Origin of the sequence: Pseudovibrio sp. W74 (assembly GCF_001623085.1) — a bacterium.
In the GTDB taxonomy this organism is placed as follows: Bacteria; Pseudomonadota; Alphaproteobacteria; order Rhizobiales; family Stappiaceae; genus Pseudovibrio.
In genome coordinates this window covers 111105-129078 of record NZ_LMCJ01000008.1, presented here as the reverse complement: position 1 = coordinate 129078, position 17974 = coordinate 111105, and the positions used below count along the sequence as shown (strand labels likewise).

The following is a 17974-nucleotide window of genomic DNA, read 5'->3' as shown; positions in this document are numbered from 1 at the left end:
GTGAAATCCTGAACGCAATAAAAACGGCAGGTGGCACAAGCCGAATCGTCACACTTGCCAAGAAGCTGGAACTATCTGAAGAGACCATTCGAAGGAACATCAAACCGCTCGCGAAAGAAGGTCTGCTTGAGAAAGTCCATGGTGGTGTTCGGCTATTTGCTGAAGAGGACCAAGAGAGCAATTTTCATGCGCGAATGCAGGAACGCCCGGAGGCAAAACGGAAAATTGCAGCAACTGTCGCCAGTATGATCGAAGACGGTAGTTCTCTGTTCCTTGATGTGGGAAGTACAACAGCTTTCATTGCCGAAGCGTTGCAAGACCATAAGCGCCTGATGGTTGTAACGAACTCGGTCGCAGTTGCCTACAAGCTTGCTACGCGAAACGACAATCGGGTTTTTATGGCGGGAGGCGAACTCCGGGCTCATGATGGAGGAGCATTCGGGGCAACCGTCACGAGCTTCTTCGATAACTTCGAAACAGATTACGCCATCCTGTCAGCAGCGGCGATCAACGTCAGCAAAGGACTAATGCTGTTCGATCTGGAAGAAGCGCAAATTTCCCGCACAGTAATGAAGCATGCGAAATGTAAGATTGTGGCGGCAGATGCCAGAAAGTTCATCAAAACGGCACCCATCACTGTATGTGATCCAACGCTCATTGATGTGCTTGTAAGCGAGAAAGAACCCGCAACAGAATTCCATCAAGCCGCAAAAATCTGGCACGCAAAAATCGTTGTCGCAGATTGAGCTAGTGAAAAAAAACGTCCGGTTTATTGCAAAGCCGAAAAGGACTCCGCCGCTAGAACGAAAGAAGCTCCCGTATCAAGCGACTGATGCGAACAACTCTGGGCGTTGCATTCTGCTTGCCTAATTGATCCGCAACAAGCGTTTCAGCTTAGTCTGAAAGCCGCCGCGTTTCTCTTTCCGCGCTAATTCCTCTTCAGAGATGAGAAACGTTACTTGCACCACATAGCGTTCGCCTTTGAACGAAGGATGGCCATGCCAGCTTGTTTCTGAGCGTTTGAATGCGAACACGTTCCCAGCGAGCGGAGAGACTTCCTCCGCATAGTCGCCCATGTCAGTGTCTCCATTAAGGGCACGAATGGCACCTCCAGCAGCGTCATCCCAGTCTTCATTGAGATAGATGAGCATGGTGCATATCTTGGATTTGGAATCGTTGTGAATACGGCCATCACCGTGTTTGGACAAGCGTCGCACAGTGATCATCCGTGGCTTGTCCATAAGATCTAAACTGAGTTTTTCTGAAAGAATTTCAGCCAGTTCAGGTTTATAAAGATCATCTACAAGTTGCTTGAATGCGCCAGTCGATTCAAGTTTTGACAAGGGTAGATACCCAGTCTGTTTGATATCCGGATAATCACGACGAACATCAGCAGCTTGCTTTTGGGTCAGTACATTTTCCCCCACCAGATACTGGAAAGGAGTTGTACGAGTATTGGAGTCTCTGAGAGCATCGAAATTGATCATTTTCCAACTTCCCTGACGCAGCAAAAAACAAGTGGTAGCTGTAGCACAGGTTAGAAAAGGCAAAAATTCTCAGTTCTGAGTGCAGAAAATTTGAGACTGTAATTTAAATGGTAAAGGATCAAATCGACCAGAGAGATCTCTTGTGTTGATTTGGCTGTGAAATAATAACTCATTATAAAAAGTCTGTTCTACACGCCAGATTTCTAAGATCTGGAGAACAAGTGCATAGGGAAATGCCATTTGAAAGAAATCCTCCAGTCAAATGGCATTGCAGTCTTTTTATAGGTGCCACTCAGCGAGACCGATGCGTTCTGAGCTGTCTACCCGCAACGTGATGGGTTGGCTGTCTTTGTCGTGCATGAGGACCGTATCCGCCCCCACACATTCAGTGAGCATGATTACGATGTTTCCTCGTGACAAACTGTCTGTGTGAATTGTTCCACCCGGAAGCATAATTGCTTTGCCATCCGGAACTTTAATATTGGCCAGCGCAAACTGATCGTCTTTGATTTGCTTGCCCACGGTAATAACGATCTCGTCCTGATCTGACGAAGCCATAAAGATATGAGGAAACTCATGTCTTTCGACGAAAAACCCATTGGCTTCTTCGAGAGAGTATTGGTGGTTTGCTGGTGTAATTTGATATTCAACGACGTTGAGATCACACTTGTCGAACTTCACCGGAACGGTTTCGCCTTTATCAAAGACTTTCACGCCAAAGGCTTGTGTTACATCTTCAAATGCAGGCGATAATTCCGTTACCATCGGAATTTCCAGTAAGACATCTGCACAGGACAGACATCCAGATGCTCCAAACACGTTTCCGGGCGCGGCGATGCTGACTGTGTTTGCATCATGCCATGTCCCTTCTATGACAGAAAAAGCGCTATCTGGGAGCGAAGACAATGATGTTTTCGTCTCCAAGACACTCTGATGAGTGCCCGCGACTGTTTGTGAAGGAGAAGCCGGTGTAATGTGAGGGGCACTTCGATTGATAACCACATCACTCCCCGGTGGGATGATGCTATGAAGAGCGTTGGTTGTGACAGCAACTTCATTGTTGACCACACGGTGTATCGATACAGCCTTTAAAGAGCTCTCTACTTTCTGACTTGAGAGCTCTGCATTGTATTTGACCGTGATTCCAACATCATTCAGGCGCCGTTCCTGATAATCTGGCAGCTTTATGCTCTTATCGGTAGAGCTTGAGCTCACCGTATGCTGTAGGTTTGCTTGTACCTGCGGCGTTGATGTTGCAAGTGTGACTGGCATCCTGGTTTCTTCTCAGAACTTGCAAGACTGATAAGCCTTTCGCTTACAAAAGATACTCATCTTAGTCCTGACTTGATTGAAATGAACATGCTGCATCGTGCGGTCACGTCTGCATCAAACAGACTATCACCGAGCAATCAGCGGTTTGATGAACTCAGGCCTTACTCAGAAAGCGCCTGCAACTCAGTTTCAAACTGCGCGCGTTCTTCTGGTGTGAAACCGCGTAAGTGGTTGCCATCTGTGCGTTGCGCGATCACGTTGGCGACGAATTCATTGGCTTTGTCCGCAGGAATGTCTGGATAGTTTTGGGCCACATAAAGGGCAATGGTCTGCTGATCTTCGTTGAAGTTGATACCACCCGGTGTCGTGATCTGCTGTGGTTTGAAGCTTTCAGTCTGGGCTGCAATGTTCAGCTGTGCTCCACCAATCAGGCGTGGGTCTGCAACAGTCGCGGGCTGCGTGCGGCTCAAGCCTTGCGCCAGCAGGTCTGACACGCGAATTGGTTTAGCCGTACCACCCAAGTCGTTTGCCGCTTTGGCCCGTAAATCGAAGGTATGCAGCAGCTCATTAACGTCGCTCAGAGATTGCTCAGCGTCGTTTGCTTTAAGTGCGCTTAACAGCGCTGCCTTCTGGCCCTCATACTCACCCGGCTTTTTCAAACCGGAATCGGGCTTTAGAAGCTGTTCAAATGACTTTGCATCCAACAGAGCCGGGAAATGTTCTGTAGCCAAAGAGTGGAACTCAGGATTGCTCTCAAGGACAGCTTCAAGCTGTGAGCTGTAATCTGCATCAAGATAATTGTGTTGGATCCCACGGCTGGATTGCATCGCAGCAGCACCGACCACTTCCAGACCTTCAGTCTTGGTCGTACCTGCAACTTCCAGACCCACCACGTGCTGCCAGGCCCCACCGGAAGAAAGGTCACTGAAACGCTGGTTGACGTCGTAGACTGGTTGCAACTGAGAGGCCAGTTCTCTCTCAAGGATCGGGACTTTCTTAGCCGCCCCTTCAATCACTTCGGTTCTGCTGGTTCCGCCACCACGCTGACCGACTGCATAGACCAGATAGTCTGCTTCAAAGTCTCCACCATCTGTGCTGATGGTCAAGGGGCGATTTTCACCAGCAGAGACTTTGTTGATCTGCTGATAACGGAACACAGTGCCGCCATCAGAACGGTCATTACCCGCCTCCTGTGCCGTAAAGGTGGCTTCAATACCAACAGAGCGCACATCCCATGTCAGTGCCACGCCAGGCTTTTGATGGGGCTGCATCATCCAGAAGATGTTTTCCTTATCAACGCCGCGTGTTGAAAGCTCCATAATCGCATCTGTACCTGCATTCGGTCCCATCACCGCCACAACACGTCCGGTCAGGTCTCGTGTGCCTGCTTCGTTACGCTGGAACTGATCCAGATCCAGACAGTTGGCAGCATTGGGGTGACCAGATTTCCTAAAATCAGCAACTTCCGGCGGGACGTGGTGGTACTCATAGTCTGAGCGTTCAATGCCGGCGCCTGTGGCAAGGATGACCTTCTTGGCCAGAAGCGGCTCGCTATCTGCATCAGTCTGCACCTTATAAAGACCAGTCTCGCTGTCTCGGCTGATTTGACGGACTTCAGCATCAAGGATGTTCCCACCAGAAACTTGATCGATGCGTTGTGCATTGAGCTGAGACCATTCCTGTCTGTCAACCGGGTCCAGGCAAGAGGATGCAATTGGTTCATCACCAGGGTTCACCAGCTGCTGTGCCTGGTTGATGCATTGAGTGTAATGGCCTTTCTCATAGCCTCGTGCACCGGCCCATGGATCATTTTTGCCAACCACAAGCACGTTGTTCTTCGTGCTGTCCGCAACAATAGAGCAATCACATCGTTTCAGGCTGGTGAGGTAGGCTGCTGCTGATGTGCCTCGCCCGACACAAATCAGATCATATAATGATTTGTCAGCATCAGCGTTTCCTTGCGTCGTTGCGAGTTGATCTTTGACAGCGGACTGCGTTTCAACGGCTTTTTGCTGATGCGATTGCAACGCCGGGTGAGGAGAACTCGGCGCCGGACTGCTTGTTGTGTCAGCCTGTGGTGGGATGTTGGCAGGTGCAATTGTTGGTGTCGTAGAAGTCGCTTGCGGGATGGTCATCGGCGAAGCCCTCGTTCTTATGGGGATCAGATTTTAAGGGAGTTTTGGGGAATTTCTGTTGCGAGCTCCTGTGTGAGGAGAACGCCAGATTTCAAAAGCTCAACCCAACCCTGCGCACGTTCTGCAAACTCAGAAAGGGCAGCAAAAAGGTCGTGGCGAGCCAACCCATTCATCGGAATATCCCAGAGGAGGGTGATGGTCTTGTCTGTATCTGCCAACATTGCAAACCGCAGGCTACCGGTGCCCGCCCAAGACTGATTGACCTTTAAAAAATACTCCAGCAGATCAACCCGGTTCTCTTCTGGTAATCCGCCCAACTCTGTACTGATGGCGAGGGCATGTCTGTCTTCTTCCAGTGTCGCAATCACGTCCAAACCTGACGTGAACTGAAACAGCCAACTGTCACGTGCCGGATCCGCAAACACGGATGCATCAACGAATAAGTCACTCACTTCCGTGACGAGTTTCGATACTTCGCTCGTACCAACCATAGTTTTCCGCCCTATGCCTTGCCGCCGTCCACGGCCTTATGTCTGCGCAAAACATTAGAACAGGTAGCAATAGGTGATTGTGCCGATAGGCATAGCTCACAGAGGTGTGATGAAAATGTTTACCTATCGGAAGCTGAGTAATGAGGCAGCGTTACCAAAATGGTCCCAGGAGAGAAATTATTCGCTGGAGCCATAGCAGCGAAGCCTGCCAAGCACTCAAGAGACCGTCTTCAAGGTTATGTCTTGAAGACGGTCTCTTGAGCTCAAAGCAACTCGGATTGTGACAAGTGCAGATACTGCATGAAGCGTTCGTATTGTGTGACGACGTCGGCTATCAACTGTTCCTCGGTATAGCCGAGTACGTCGTACTCCTGACCGCCTTGGGCAAGGAACACCTCGACGCGGTAGTAGTTGGTGCCTTCTTCTTCGGTCTCGTCCTCATTTTCATCTTCGTCAATGAGGTGACCTGGACCGATTGCCAAAGCGGTTGTGAAGTAGCGCTTTCGCAGGCCATACACAAAGACCGTTTCTTCAGACTGCTCGATGGTCAAACGATAGTTCTTAGTACCGGTCAGTGTGGCTTTGAAGCCGCGTGTCTCAAATTCCGCCTGCACCTTTTCCAGAGCAGGCTTGCCAATAGTACCCATAAAATGTCGTGCGTCTTTTAAGGTCGCGTTTTCAGTCAATGTTCCGATGCGCTGCCTCCAATCCACGGTGCTTTTTGTGTACTGCACTGTGGTGTGGTGCATTTGCAGGTTTTTGGTGCGCAAAGCATCATCCTGCAAGGCTTTGTAAAGGCCAAAGCACATCAGCAGCATAACAATGAGGAAGGGGAGCGCACTGGCAATTGTCGCAGTTTGTAAAGCTCCCAGCCCACCTGCCGATAACAACACAATCGCAACAGCGCCCTGTAGAACAGCCCAAAATACACGCTGCCAGACAGGGGAGTTGATGTCGCCGCCAGAGGTCAAACTGTCAATAACCAAAGACCCGGAGTCGGAGGAGGTTACAAAGAAGACCACCACCAGCACGACTCCCAGCATGGAGAGTACAGATGAAAATGGCATATACTCAAAGAACTTGAAGAGAGCCAGAGACACATCAGTAGAAACGGCTTCAGCAAGGCTATCTGCCCCTCCATTGAGGATCAGATCGATACCTGTGTTCCCAAAGATCGTGAACCAGATCAGGCTGAACCCTGTTGGCACAAACAGCAGACCAACGAGGAATTCACGGATGGAACGACCACGGGAAACGCGTGCGATAAAGGTGCCCACAAAAGGTGACCACGAGATCCACCAGCCCCAATAAAGCAGAGTCCAACCGCCCAGCCAGTCATCTTTTCGGTCATAGGCATAAAGGTTGAAGGTCTTATGGATCAGGTCCCCCATATATGCGCCTGCATTTTGCACAACAGTCTGCAGCAAAGTCACGGTTGGCCCAACAATCAGAACCAGCACCATAATGCAAACAGCCAGAATGAGGTTTGTTTCAGAAAGGCGTTTCACACCTCTATCAAGGCCGGAAAAAACCGAAGCCGTTGCCATGCTGGAGATGAGTACGATCAGAATGATTTGTGAGGTTGTCGAAACAGGGACATCAAACAGATAGTTCAGGCCAGCATTCACCTGAAAAGCACCATAGCCAAGCGAGGTGGATACACCGAACAAAGTGCCCAGTACCGCAAATGTATCAACCGCATGGCCGATCGGACCGTAGATCTTCTCCCCAAACAGAGGATAGAGCGCAGACCTTGGTAATAAAGGCAATTGGTGACGGTAGGTGAAATACGCCAATGAGAGAGCCACCACACCATAGATTGCCCAGGCATGCAGACCCCAGTGGAACATGGTGATCTTCATTGCCTCACGAGCAGCCTCAATAGTCTGCCCTTCCATGTCTGGTGGAGACATGAAATGCATGATCGGCTCTGCGACACCGAAGAAAACCAGTCCAATGCCCATGCCTGCTGAAAACAGCATGGCGAACCAGCTTTTGTAGGCATAATCGGGCTCAGCATGGTCAGGTCCCAGTTTGATATCACCAAACCGGCTCACCATGATGAAAAGGATGAACAGCAGAAAAATCGCAACTGCCAGAATATAGAGCCAACCAGTGTTTGTTTCGATCCAATCCTGAATGTTGCTGTAAAACCTCTGAGAGCCTTCCGGCCAGATGACTGCTGTAATCAGGAGCAGAAAAATCAGCGATATGGAGCTGATAAAAACAGGAGGATTAAACTTGTGCTTTATTCTCATCACGTGCTTCAACAAGCGCCGAAAAATGCAAAAAAAGGACGCACGAGTGACGAGGACTGCATTTTTCAAAGCAAAGCTATCTCAGTTGTGTAGACGGCCTCTTAAAACAATGTGTCCAACTCAGGATGCTTCTAAGCAAAACAAATATATATGCTTCGAATGACCAAAGCTGGGGCCGAGCATTTACTCCTGCCTTCACCAGGAGGCAATAGCTTTTATGTCGCACCTGAAAGTACGTATTCTTTTTTAATTTCAAAGGCTTGTGGATTTAAGTTAAGAGTGCTCGTGCTGAGCTGTAAAGCAGCGCTGTCAAACTCAGCGGTTTCGCCTGAGAGCCCAGCTCAAAACAGCATAAAACGAGATATCTGATCGCGACTGGGCTTTGAAATGCTCAGTTCAACTCTGTAGGGAACATCAAAGCCGGATGACTGCCATTTTGTCTTGTGTCATGTCGTGCATGGTGTAGCCGATACCTCCGGTGTTGTAGCCAGACTGGCGACGACCAGCAAACGGCATCCAGTCCACACGAAAGGCGGTATGGTCGTTGACCATGACGGCTGTGGCATCGAGACGCTGGATGGCTTGGAACGCTGTCTCTAAGCTTTGAGTGAAAACAGCGGCCTGAAACGCAAAGGGCAGGCTGTTTGCAGTCTCAATAGCCTCTGCAATACTATCAATGCTGTAGACGCAAATCACCGGACCAAAAATTTCCTGTTGCGAAACGCGGACATTGGCGGGCGGATTCAGCAACACGGTGGGCGCATAGGTTGTAGGGCCCAGGCGTTTTCCGCCTGCCAACAACTCGGCTCCTCCACCGATAGCCTCATTCACCCATTCCTCAACCCGGTCCACCTCGCCAGGCCGGATCAACGGACCGCAATCCGTTGACGCATCAGTCGCATCACCCACTTTCAGCAGTTTGGCAGCCTCTGCCAGCTTTTGCGCAATCTCTTGCGCTTTAGAGGGAGGAGCAAATACACGCTGAACAGAAACACAAACCTGACCAGAGTGATAAAAGCCTCCCTTGATTAAAAGAGGGATCATGTCGTCGATATGGGCATCTTCGCTGACAATAACTGGAGCCGCTCCGCCATGTTCCAAAGCGCAGCGCGCACCTGGTGTCAGCTTTGAGCGAAGCATCCAGCCAACACGTTCAGAACCAATAAACGAGAAGAACCCAACCCGCTGATCAGTGATCATCTGCTCAGCCACTTCGTTATTACAAACAACGGTACGGCACCAGTCCGCTGGCAATCCTGCTTCATGTAACATGCCTACAAAAGCCAGGCAGGACAGTGGTGTATCGGGAGCTGGTTTGATGATAACGGGACAACCTGTAGCCACCGCTGGTGCCACCTGATGGACAATCAGGTTGAGTGGGTGGTTGAAAGCGCTCGCAGCCACGACCACACCAATCGGCTCGCGCTGAGTGAACGCAATGCGACCTGATCCAGCCTCTGTCAAATCCATCGGAATTTCACGGCCAGTCATTTGGCCAACCTCGTGTACGCAAAGTTCCACACCATCAATGGCGCGCATCACTTCCACACGGGCATCAACCAGTGGCTTACCACCTTCGTTGGCGATCTGGAACGCCAACTCTTCAAAACGAGCCTCCATGAGCTGAGCTGTTTTCTTTAAGATGGCAATTCGTTGAAAGGCAAGAAGCCACTCATCACGCTGACGAAAGAGATTGTGTGCAGTCTCCAGAAATGCGTCGACCTGCTCCCATTCACTGGTCTCGACACTGCCGATGCATTTCAGGCTGTACGGGTTGACGACATCCAGTGTCTTGCTCATATCAGACACACCTTGGCTGCAAGCTCGTCAATCAAGACCCGCTGGTTTTCGCTGTAATCAACGGGAATATCAACCAGATGGACCCCGCCAGCAGTAAAGGCCGCTTCAAAGGTCGGCAGCAGGTCTTCTGTGCGGGTAATCCTGTGGCCAGTAGCACCGTAACTGTTCGCATACTCGACAAAGTTAGGGTTGCCAAACTGCAAGCCCCAGTCCTCAAACCCTGCATGAGCCTGCTTCCAGCGGATCATACCGTAAGAGCGATCATCCAAAACAGTGACCACCAAGTTGAGTTTCAACCGAACAGCCGTTTCCAGCTCCTGACTGTTCATCATAAAACCGCCATCACCGCAGATCGCCATGACACGGCGATCTGGATAAAGCTTGGCTGCCATCATAGCCGAAGGCAGGCCAGCGCCCATTGTCGCCAATGCGTTGTCTAAAAGCACCGTATTGGGTTGATGAGCCTTGTAGTTGCGGGCGTACCAGATCTTGTAGATCCCGTTGTCGAGCGCAATAATATCGAAATCACCCATCACCCTGCGTGTATCAGCGACCACCCGTTGTGGGATAACCGGAAAACGCGCAACATCACCACCTTCAGAGGTGTGCAGGTCTGTCTCTTTTTTGATGCGTTGGAAATAACTGCGATCAAAGTCCAGCGGACCGCCAAGAATATCGCCAAGCCGTGCAACGGAGCGGGCAAGATCACCAACCACCTCAACCTGAGGGAAGTACACTTGATCAACCTGCGCGGCCTTGTAGTTCATATGGATCACTTTGGTGCTGCCATGCTCCATGAAGAACGGCGGTTTTTCAACAACGTCATGCCCCACATTGATGATCAGATCAGCCCGTGCAATTGCGCAGTGCAAGTAGTCTCCATCAGAGAGCGCAGCAGTACCAAGAAACAGGTCAGAGCGCTCATCAATGACGCCTTTGCCCATCTGAGTGTTGAAAAACGGAATCTGGGTCTTTTCGGCGAAAGCCTTGAGTATGGAATGAGCGTCCTTACGGTTTGCTCCAGCTCCGAGCAACAGCAATGGCATTTTTGCGTTGCGGATCATCTCAGCTGCTTCATTCAGCACCGTATCATCTGCCACCGCATAGTAACGGGGATGAGGGTGCAAGACAGCTTCATCAGTTTCTTCAACAGCAATATCTTCAGGCAGCTCCAGCAAGACCGCGCCGGGGCGCTCCTCTTCCGCCACGCGGAAAGCCTCACGGATCAGGGCAGGGATGGTGTTACCATGTACAATCGCCTTGGACATCTTACAGATCGGCTCAAACAAACTGACAATATCAATGATCTGAAATTGCCCTTGCTTGGATTTCTTGATCGGCTTTTGCCCGGTGATCATGATCAAAGGCATACCGCCCAGAAAAGCGTAGGCCGCCGGGGTGGCAAAGTTGGTCGCGCCAGGGCCTAATGTCGCCATGCAGACGCCCGCTTTGCCAGTCAAACGCCCATAAGTGGCAGCCATAAAGGCCGCACCTTGCTCATGTCGGTTCAACACCAGTTCAATTGTGGAGGTACGAAGGGATTCAAGAACGTCAAGGTTTTCCTCACCAGGAACAGCAAAGACGTATTCAACACCTTCCGCTTCCAGTGCAGCTACAAGACGATCAGAAGCTTTCATCGGGGCATGAGAGTCAGGCATGGGATCTCCTGTTCAGTCAACGCTTTGCTTTAGAACTTCAGGCTTATGTTCTCTCTATGAGATCAGAAATTAGTAAAGGCAGTATGCTGATGTTTGATATTTCCGTAGAGACACATTTTGGCGGTTGGTTCACCGTCAAGAAAATAAATCGCTAACGAGCAGGAAGTCCGTGAACAGCAGTTAATATGAGATGAAGTGTAAACTATATGTCCTTCTTCATACGAATAGCTCAGGTTAAGCAACCAAAATCTGTATTTGTGTATAAGAAGAATTGCCTTTTATCAGCACGTAAGCTCCAGTTGGAGTAGACCTTAGCAAGCGCTCATTAACCACAAACGAAAACAGGCCCCAAAGCAGAGCTTTGGGGCCTGTTTTTAGAAGCTTTTGATCAGTAATCAGCTGCAGCCGCTGGTGGAGCCGCAGGTGTCGCATTTTAGGCAGGTGCCGTTGCGGACCATGGTGAAGTTGCCGCATTCTGCGCAGCTTTCACCCTCATACCCCTTCATGCGGGCCTGAGCGACCTGACTGGCGACAGATGGCTGTGCAGCTGCAGGTGTTGCAGTACCAACACTCGCCGTTGCCGTCGCTTCACCACCGCGCTGGAAGGCTGTTGCAATCGCATCAGATTGAGCTGTGATCGCACCGGCCAGCTGAACAGCTGGATCACCACCTGGGACCAGACGGAATTTTTCGGTCTGACCGCGAACAAGGCCGTGAGAAACAATTGCAGGGCTGCTCTCTTCATCCTGTCCTTCAGCGGAAGAACGGGAGGTAGACGTCGTGCTGTCCAATGCTTCCGGTGGCACGTGTGCCAGATCGTTACGACCGAGATAGGACACAGCCAGCTCACGGAAGATGTAGTCAAGAATGGATGTCGCATTCTTGATTGCGTCATTGCCCATCACCATGCCAGCAGGCTCAAATCGGGTGAACGTGAACGCGTCAACATATTCCTCAAGCGGAACGCCGTATTGCAGACCAAGAGAGATCGCAATCGCGAAGTTGTTCATCAATGAGCGGAAGGCAGCGCCTTCTTTGTGCATGTCGATGAAGATTTCGCCGATACGGCCATCCTGATATTCACCGGTTGTCAGGTACACTTTGTGGCCGCCAACGGAAGCTTTCTGAGTGTAACCTTTGCGGCGGTTAGGCAGCTTTTCACGGTTGCGAACAGTACGCTCGATGATTCGTTCAACAACACGCTCTGCAACAGCTTCAGCGCGAGCTGCCTGTGGCTGTGCAAGGATGTCATCAACTGTGTCTTCTGCATCATCGTCTTCATCTTCCAGCAGCTGAGCGTTCAGCGGCTGAGACAGCTTGGAGCCATCACGATAAAGAGCGTTTGCTTTCAGACCCAGCTTCCAGGAGAGCATGTAAGCTTCTTTACAGTCCTCAACACTGGCAGTGTTTGCCATGTTGATGGTCTTGGAAATCGCACCGGAGATAAAAGGCTGCGCAGCGGCCATCATCTTGATGTGACTGTCAACGGACAGGAAGCGCTCACCAATGCGGCCACAAGGGTTCGCACAGTCAAATACCGGGTAATGCTCTTCTTTCAGGTGCGGTGCACCTTCCAAAGTCATAGCACCACACACATGGGTGTTCGCAGCTTCAATCTCTGCCTTGCTGAAGCCCATGTGGCTCAGAAGGTCAAAGTCCATGTCTTCCAGCTGCTCTGCAGAAACGCCAAGCTTACTGGTCAGCAGCTCATCACCAAGGGTCCAGCGGTTGAAGACAAACTTGATGTCGAACGCAGACCCAAGTGCTCCGGCTAGTTTCTCAAGCGCAGCATCATCAAAGCCTTTGGCTGTCAGGCTGGCACTGTTGATCGCAGGGGACTGAGAGATAGAACCATGACCAACCGCATAAGCTTCGATTTCGGCAATTTCAGCTTCTGAGTATCCAAGCGTACGCAGCGCTTCAGGAACAGCACGGTTGATGATCTTGAAGTAACCGCCACCTGCGAGCTTCTTGAACTTCACCAGCGCAAAGTCAGGCTCAATACCGGTTGTGTCACAATCCATAACCAGACCAATGGTGCCGGTTGGTGCAATTACAGTGGTCTGGGCGTTGCGGTAACCGTGTGCCTCTCCAAGCTCCAGAGCTTTATCCCATGCAAGACGGGCACGCTCAACAAGCTCAGCCTGTGGGCAGTTGGAAGCATCCAGAGGAACGGGCAGGGTGCTGAGGTTCTCATAACCCTTGCTCTCGCTGTGGGCAGCACGGCGATGGTTGCGGATCACGCGCAGCATGTCCTTGGCGTTTTCCTCATAGCGAGGGAAAGTGCCAAGCTCACCAGCCATCTCAGCAGATGTAGCGTAACAAACACCGGTCATGATCGCGGTGATCGCACCACAAAGCGCACGGCCTTCGTCACTGTCATAAGCAATACCGGAGATCATCAGCAGGCCGCCAATGTTGGCATAGCCCAGACCAGTGGTGCGGTATTCGTAGGATAGTTTTGCAATCTGCTTGGATGGGAACTGCGCCATCATGACGGAGATCTCAAGCACGATCTGCCAGAGGCGCGTCGCATGCTCAAACTTGTCAAAGTCGAACTGCTGGTCTTCCTTGCGGAATTGCAGCAGGTTTAAAGAGGCCAGGTTACACGCGGTGTCATCCAGGAACATGTATTCTGAACATGGGTTGGATGCGCGGATCTCGCCGCCCTGCGGGCAGGTGTGCCATTCATTGATGGTGGTGTGGTATTGCAGGCCCGGATCAGCAGACGCCCAGGCCGCATAACCAATCTGTTCCCAAAGCTCAGCTGCTTTGATGGTCTTCTTGGTACCACCATCGATACGGCCAATCAGATCCCAGTCTCCATCTGCAGCAACAGCTTTCAGGAAGCCATCAGTCACACGAACGGAGTTATTGGAGTTCTGGCCGGAAACAGTCAGGTAAGCCTCAGAATCCCAGTCTGTGTTGTAGATTGGGAACTCAATGGTCTTGTAGCCCTGACGTGCGAACTGAACCACACGCTGAATGTAGTTATCAGGAACCATAGCCTTCTTGGCAGCGCGCATTTCGCGCTTGAGGGCAGGGTTCTTTTTAGGATCAAAGCAATCGTCGCCGCTGCCTTCGCAGTTGACGCAAGCTTTCATCACAGCCTGAAGATGCTTCTGACACACTTTGGAACCGGTTACGATGGCCGCAACCTTCTGTTCTTCATGCACCTTCCAGGTCACGAATTCTTCGATATCCGGATGGTCGATATCAACCACAACCATCTTAGCTGCACGGCGTGTTGTGCCGCCGGACTTGATTGCACCAGCTGCACGGTCACCAATCTTCAGGAAGCTCATGAGGCCAGAGGACTTACCACCGCCTGCCAGACGCTCACCGCTTGCACGCAGCGAGGAGAAGTTGGTGCCGGTGCCGGAGCCGTATTTGAACAGACGCGCTTCACGAACCCACAGGTCCATGATGCCGTTTTCATTCACCAGATCATCGTCAACAGACTGAATGAAGCAAGCATGCGGCTGCGGATGCTCATAAGCAGTCGCAGAGCGGGTCAGCTCGCCAGTTTCAAAGTCTACGTAATGATGACCCTGGCTTGGGCCATCAATGCCATACGCCCAATGCAGGCCGGTGTTGAACCACTGTGGGGAGTTCGGAGCAACCTTCTGGGTCGCGAGCATGTACCGCAGTTCGTCATAAAACGCTTGCGCATCAGCTTCGCTGTCGAAGTATCCGCCTTTCCAGCCCCAGTACGTCCATGTACCTGCCAGACGATCAAACACCTGTCGGCTGTCGATCTCGGAGCCAAAGCGCTTGTCTTTCGCCATCTTGGAAAGAGCTTTGTCGTCTGGAGCTTTGCGCCACAGCCAGGATGGAACGGTGTTTTCTTCTACCGCTTTCAGCTTGGCCGGAACGCCCGCTTTGCGGAAGTATTTCTGTGCCAGAATATCAGAGGCAACCTGAGAGAATTGCTTAGGAACCTGAATGTTCTCCAAGCGAAACACAACGGAACCGTCTGGGTTACGGATCTCGCTCGTTGCGTTGCAAAACTCAATATCTGCGTAGGGGGATTGTCCTTCCGCAGTATATCGCCGCTCAATTCTCATGTTTAGCCCCTTATCGCACCCGGTGACAGTCACCGCGGTGCATCTCGGTTTTAAGAGTGCCGATAGCTAAGGTTTTAACCAAAAGTCCGCCGCCGGTTTTGATTAATCCGCTAACTGGCATTTATCCTAGTAAACGCAGGTAAAGTGGCACGCAATTCGATGCTATCACAATATCTAGTGTGCTGATAATATATTAACACAATATTTAGGCTGCAATTGGCAAAAAAAAGCGACCGCTGGAAGTGAATGTTAATCCAACTCCTAGCACTCGAAGCTACTTAAATGTGGTGAACTCCCGGCCGAGGCCGCACTATCCTGAACACGTCTTGATTTCGACCTCAAATTAGATTGAATCGGAAAGCATCGTCAAGCGCGATCTGTCCACTGGTTGTGTGCATAAGAGGGATCGGAACACCAAATATTGTAATCTGTGTGGATTGTGGGGAGACCCAGACCTGTTCCAAACCGGGCACAGGCAGCAGAACCCCGCCATTTCCGCAAAGCCAAGCGAAAATGCAAATTCAAGCTCATTTTTTCTGGGGGATATTTTTAGGAAAAATTATTCAGTGGATCAGAAAATTTCACGGGTAAAAAAGTCTGTGTACCCCACGCAATTTTACGCAGTAGTTGTAGGGAGAGATCATATATAGTTTCTCAATTACCTTCGGTATCTGGTTAGGTTAAATTAGCGAGCAGATATGCATCACACCTCCTTCGGCAAGGACATTTCTCAGTTAGATGTGGTTCTTGTGGAACAGTCAAAACCCACCCAAGCAATCCTAAGGGGTATCTTAGGCACCCTGAAGCTTGGGCGCGTGCGTGTCTATGATAGTCCCAAAGATGCATTACCAATGCTCATCTCGGACCCACCAGATCTGGTGTTATCCGGTTGGGAGATGAAACCCGTCAGCGGTTTCCAGCTCTTAAAGCTTATGCGTTCAGGCCGAATCCCCGAGCTTATCAATGTTCCACTCGTCTTTATTACGGCCTATGGCACCCGTGCTTTGGTGACGCGCGCCTTGGAAGCAGGGGCCCATCATTTGCTGGTGACGCCGATTTCATCCTCTGTTTTGAAGAAATCGCTAGAATCAATCAGCAAGGATCGCCGTCAGTTCGTTCGCAACAACGACGGTGGTTTCATTATTGATGGAACGGCAAAGCGACTGGAACAGAATCAGGCCAAGTTCGCAGCGCTCAACAAAGCGCGCGAATACCAGAAGGACGAGAACGCACCATTACCCGAATCTGAAATGGCACCAAGACCACGCAGATCGACGAAAAGAGATGAGAATGAGCCTCTCTCACTCAAGGATCTGGAAGTTGGCAATGTTTCACCAGCAGACAAGTTCAGTCAAAACCCGTACTTGTCGCGCCGTGCCAAGAAATAACGCATAAAATAGGCGTCAGAATTGTGAAAATAATAACTGACCCTAGGATATTTAAAGCGACTTCCGGTGAATAGTTGAAACTACGGTACTCTAAGACTGGACAGGCACCCAAACACTCGTCATATTCTGGGAAAATTTACAAAGCCACCGATCTGGAAAGGCCAGACACATGAAACACCTTCTGCTTACGTTCTTCACATGGTGGAACAGTGACACGTGGGGCACTCGCTTCTTCACATGGAGAAAGGGTGAGTTCGTCGGGACCGATGACTTTGGTAACAAGTATTATAAAGAGCGCGACGGCAAGCGTCGTTGGGTGATTTATAAAAACCTTGCTGAAGCCTCCCAGATCCCTGCCGGTTGGCACGGTTGGATGCATTACCGGACAGACACTCCGCCAACAGAGAGTGGTTATGTCGCCCGTGAGTGGGAAATCGCTCACTCTCCAAACCTGACAGGCACACCAAATGCATATCGTCCAAAAGGGTCCATCCTGACACCGGAAAAACGTCCGGAAGTGACTGGAGACTACCACGCCTGGACACCTGGCGAATAAGCCAGACACGAGTTACGAAAAAAGCCCGGTCAATCGACCGGGCTTTTTTAATGCAAAAATCATCGCTGATTAACCAGCATCTTCTCCGATCAGGCCAAGACGGCGATCGAGATAGTTAGCACAATTACCAATCAGACCATCTACATGGTTTTCAAAGAAGTGGTTTGCACCTGGCATTTCCTGATGGTCGATAATGATACCCTTTTGGGTTTTCAGCTTATCAACCAGAGCCTGAACATCCTTCTGTGGAACTACTTTGTCCTGCTCACCATGAATGATCAGGCCAGAAGACGGGCAGGGTGCCAGGAAGGAGAAGTCATGCAAGTTGGCTGGTGGGGCGATAGAGATAAAGCCCTCAACTTCAGGACGACGCATCAAGAGCTGCATGCCAATCCATGCACCAAATGAGAAGCCCGCAATCCAGCAAGCACGTGCATCCGGATGGATGGTTTGTACCCAGTCCAACGCCGCAGCAGCATCTGAAAGCTCACCTTGACCATGGTCGAACTGACCCTGGGAACGACCCACGCCGCGGAAGTTGAAACGCAAAACTGCGAAGCCGCGTTTCGCAAACATGTAATAGGTCTGATAGATAATCTGGTTGTTCATCGTGCCGCCAAACTGCGGGTGCAAATGAAGAACCAGTGCTATCGGAGCATTACGTTTTTTTGCTGGATGGAAACGGCCTTCTAGCCGCCCTGCAGGGCCATTGAAGATCACCTCAGGCATATACTGCAAAATCCTCTTGTTTTAGTCGGCAGCAACTGTCTGCCGGCTTTTTGGTATACCGGATCATTGTCGATTAAACTTGACTGCGAGACGCAAGTTTATTAGAACCAGTTTAGAATTATTCTACGATGAA

The 17974-nt window shown here is 50.6% G+C and carries 12 protein-coding genes; 3 read left to right on the top strand and 9 right to left on the bottom strand.

Features of this window, described 5'->3' with window-relative positions:
* Positions 1 to 746: DeoR/GlpR family DNA-binding transcription regulator (locus tag PsW74_RS07010; protein ID WP_208987877.1), on the top strand; the 746-nt coding region annotated here is incomplete at its 5' end.
* Positions 747 to 866: 120 nt separating this feature from the next.
* Here the strand turns inward: PsW74_RS07010 and PsW74_RS07005 are convergent.
* The 8 genes from PsW74_RS07005 to PsW74_RS06970 form a co-directional block, all read right to left on the bottom strand.
* The gene (locus PsW74_RS07005) at positions 867 to 1487 is read right to left on the bottom strand and encodes a 2OG-Fe(II) oxygenase (protein ID WP_208987876.1); all 621 of its coding nucleotides are present in this window, start codon (positions 1485 to 1487) and stop codon (positions 867 to 869) included.
* 279 nt (positions 1488 to 1766) lie between these two features.
* Entirely contained in the window at positions 1767 to 2759 is a 993-nt protein-coding gene (locus tag PsW74_RS07000; RefSeq protein WP_063288627.1) for a hypothetical protein, read from the bottom strand.
* A 161-nt stretch (positions 2760 to 2920) separates the two neighbouring features.
* On the bottom strand, positions 2921 to 4894 hold the full coding sequence (locus PsW74_RS06995) for a hypothetical protein (RefSeq protein ID WP_063288628.1): 1974 nt from the start codon (positions 4892 to 4894) through the stop codon (positions 2921 to 2923).
* Between the two features lie 26 nt (positions 4895 to 4920).
* On the bottom strand, positions 4921 to 5385 hold the full coding sequence (locus tag PsW74_RS06990) for a type III secretion system chaperone (RefSeq protein ID WP_063288629.1): 465 nt from the start codon (positions 5383 to 5385) through the stop codon (positions 4921 to 4923).
* Positions 5386 to 5648: 263 nt separating this feature from the next.
* Complete coding sequence (locus PsW74_RS06985; protein WP_063288630.1) at positions 5649 to 7643, bottom strand: BCCT family transporter; 1995 nt, start codon at positions 7641 to 7643, stop codon at positions 5649 to 5651.
* Between the two features lie 414 nt (positions 7644 to 8057).
* Positions 8058 to 9443, bottom strand: coding sequence for an aldehyde dehydrogenase family protein (locus PsW74_RS06980; RefSeq protein ID WP_063288631.1), 1386 nt, complete (start codon positions 9441 to 9443; stop codon positions 8058 to 8060).
* Positions 9440 to 11101, bottom strand: a complete 1662-nt coding sequence (locus PsW74_RS06975; protein ID WP_063288632.1) for an acetolactate synthase large subunit — start codon at positions 11099 to 11101, stop codon at positions 9440 to 9442. Before PsW74_RS06975 ends, PsW74_RS06980 begins: the two co-directional genes overlap by 4 nt.
* Before the next feature lie 395 nt (positions 11102 to 11496).
* Positions 11497 to 15168, bottom strand: a complete 3672-nt coding sequence (locus PsW74_RS06970) for a vitamin B12-dependent ribonucleotide reductase (RefSeq protein ID WP_063288633.1) — start codon at positions 15166 to 15168, stop codon at positions 11497 to 11499.
* 698 nt (positions 15169 to 15866) lie between these two features.
* On the opposite strand from PsW74_RS06970, the gene PsW74_RS06965 reads away from it, so the two are divergent.
* Both PsW74_RS06965 and PsW74_RS06960 read left to right on the top strand, forming a co-directional pair.
* Positions 15867 to 16556: a response regulator gene (locus PsW74_RS06965; RefSeq protein WP_063288634.1), complete on the top strand. Its 690-nt coding sequence runs from the start codon at positions 15867 to 15869 to the stop codon at positions 16554 to 16556.
* A gap of 169 nt (positions 16557 to 16725) precedes the next feature.
* On the top strand, positions 16726 to 17112 hold the full coding sequence (locus PsW74_RS06960) for an NADH:ubiquinone oxidoreductase subunit NDUFA12 (protein ID WP_063288635.1): 387 nt from the start codon (positions 16726 to 16728) through the stop codon (positions 17110 to 17112).
* A gap of 69 nt (positions 17113 to 17181) precedes the next feature.
* On the opposite strand, the gene PsW74_RS06955 is transcribed toward PsW74_RS06960, so the two are convergent.
* A complete protein-coding gene (locus PsW74_RS06955; RefSeq protein ID WP_063288636.1) occupies positions 17182 to 17841 on the bottom strand; it encodes an alpha/beta hydrolase in 660 nt (219 codons plus the stop codon).
* Between the last annotated feature and the right edge of the window lie 133 nt (positions 17842 to 17974).

What these genes read in the sequence shown, in the direction of transcription:
- PsW74_RS07005 (WP_208987876.1), bottom strand. Translation starts at nt 1,487, where the DNA reads ATGATCAATTTCGATGCTCTCAGAGACTCCAATACTCGTACAACTCCT.
- PsW74_RS07000 (WP_063288627.1), bottom strand. Translation starts at nt 2,759, where the DNA reads ATGCCAGTCACACTTGCAACATCAACGCCGCAGGTACAAGCAAACCTA.
- PsW74_RS06995 (WP_063288628.1), bottom strand. Translation starts at nt 4,894, where the DNA reads ATGACCATCCCGCAAGCGACTTCTACGACACCAACAATTGCACCTGCC.
- PsW74_RS06990 (WP_063288629.1), bottom strand. Translation starts at nt 5,385, where the DNA reads ATGGTTGGTACGAGCGAAGTATCGAAACTCGTCACGGAAGTGAGTGAC.
- PsW74_RS06985 (WP_063288630.1), bottom strand. Translation starts at nt 7,643, where the DNA reads ATGAGAATAAAGCACAAGTTTAATCCTCCTGTTTTTATCAGCTCCATA.
- PsW74_RS06980 (WP_063288631.1), bottom strand. Translation starts at nt 9,443, where the DNA reads ATGAGCAAGACACTGGATGTCGTCAACCCGTACAGCCTGAAATGCATC.
- PsW74_RS06975 (WP_063288632.1), bottom strand. Translation starts at nt 11,101, where the DNA reads ATGCCTGACTCTCATGCCCCGATGAAAGCTTCTGATCGTCTTGTAGCT.
- PsW74_RS06970 (WP_063288633.1), bottom strand. Translation starts at nt 15,168, where the DNA reads ATGAGAATTGAGCGGCGATATACTGCGGAAGGACAATCCCCCTACGCA.
- PsW74_RS06965 (WP_063288634.1), top strand. Translation starts at nt 15,867, where the DNA reads ATGCATCACACCTCCTTCGGCAAGGACATTTCTCAGTTAGATGTGGTT.
- PsW74_RS06960 (WP_063288635.1), top strand. Translation starts at nt 16,726, where the DNA reads ATGAAACACCTTCTGCTTACGTTCTTCACATGGTGGAACAGTGACACG.
- PsW74_RS06955 (WP_063288636.1), bottom strand. Translation starts at nt 17,841, where the DNA reads ATGCCTGAGGTGATCTTCAATGGCCCTGCAGGGCGGCTAGAAGGCCGT.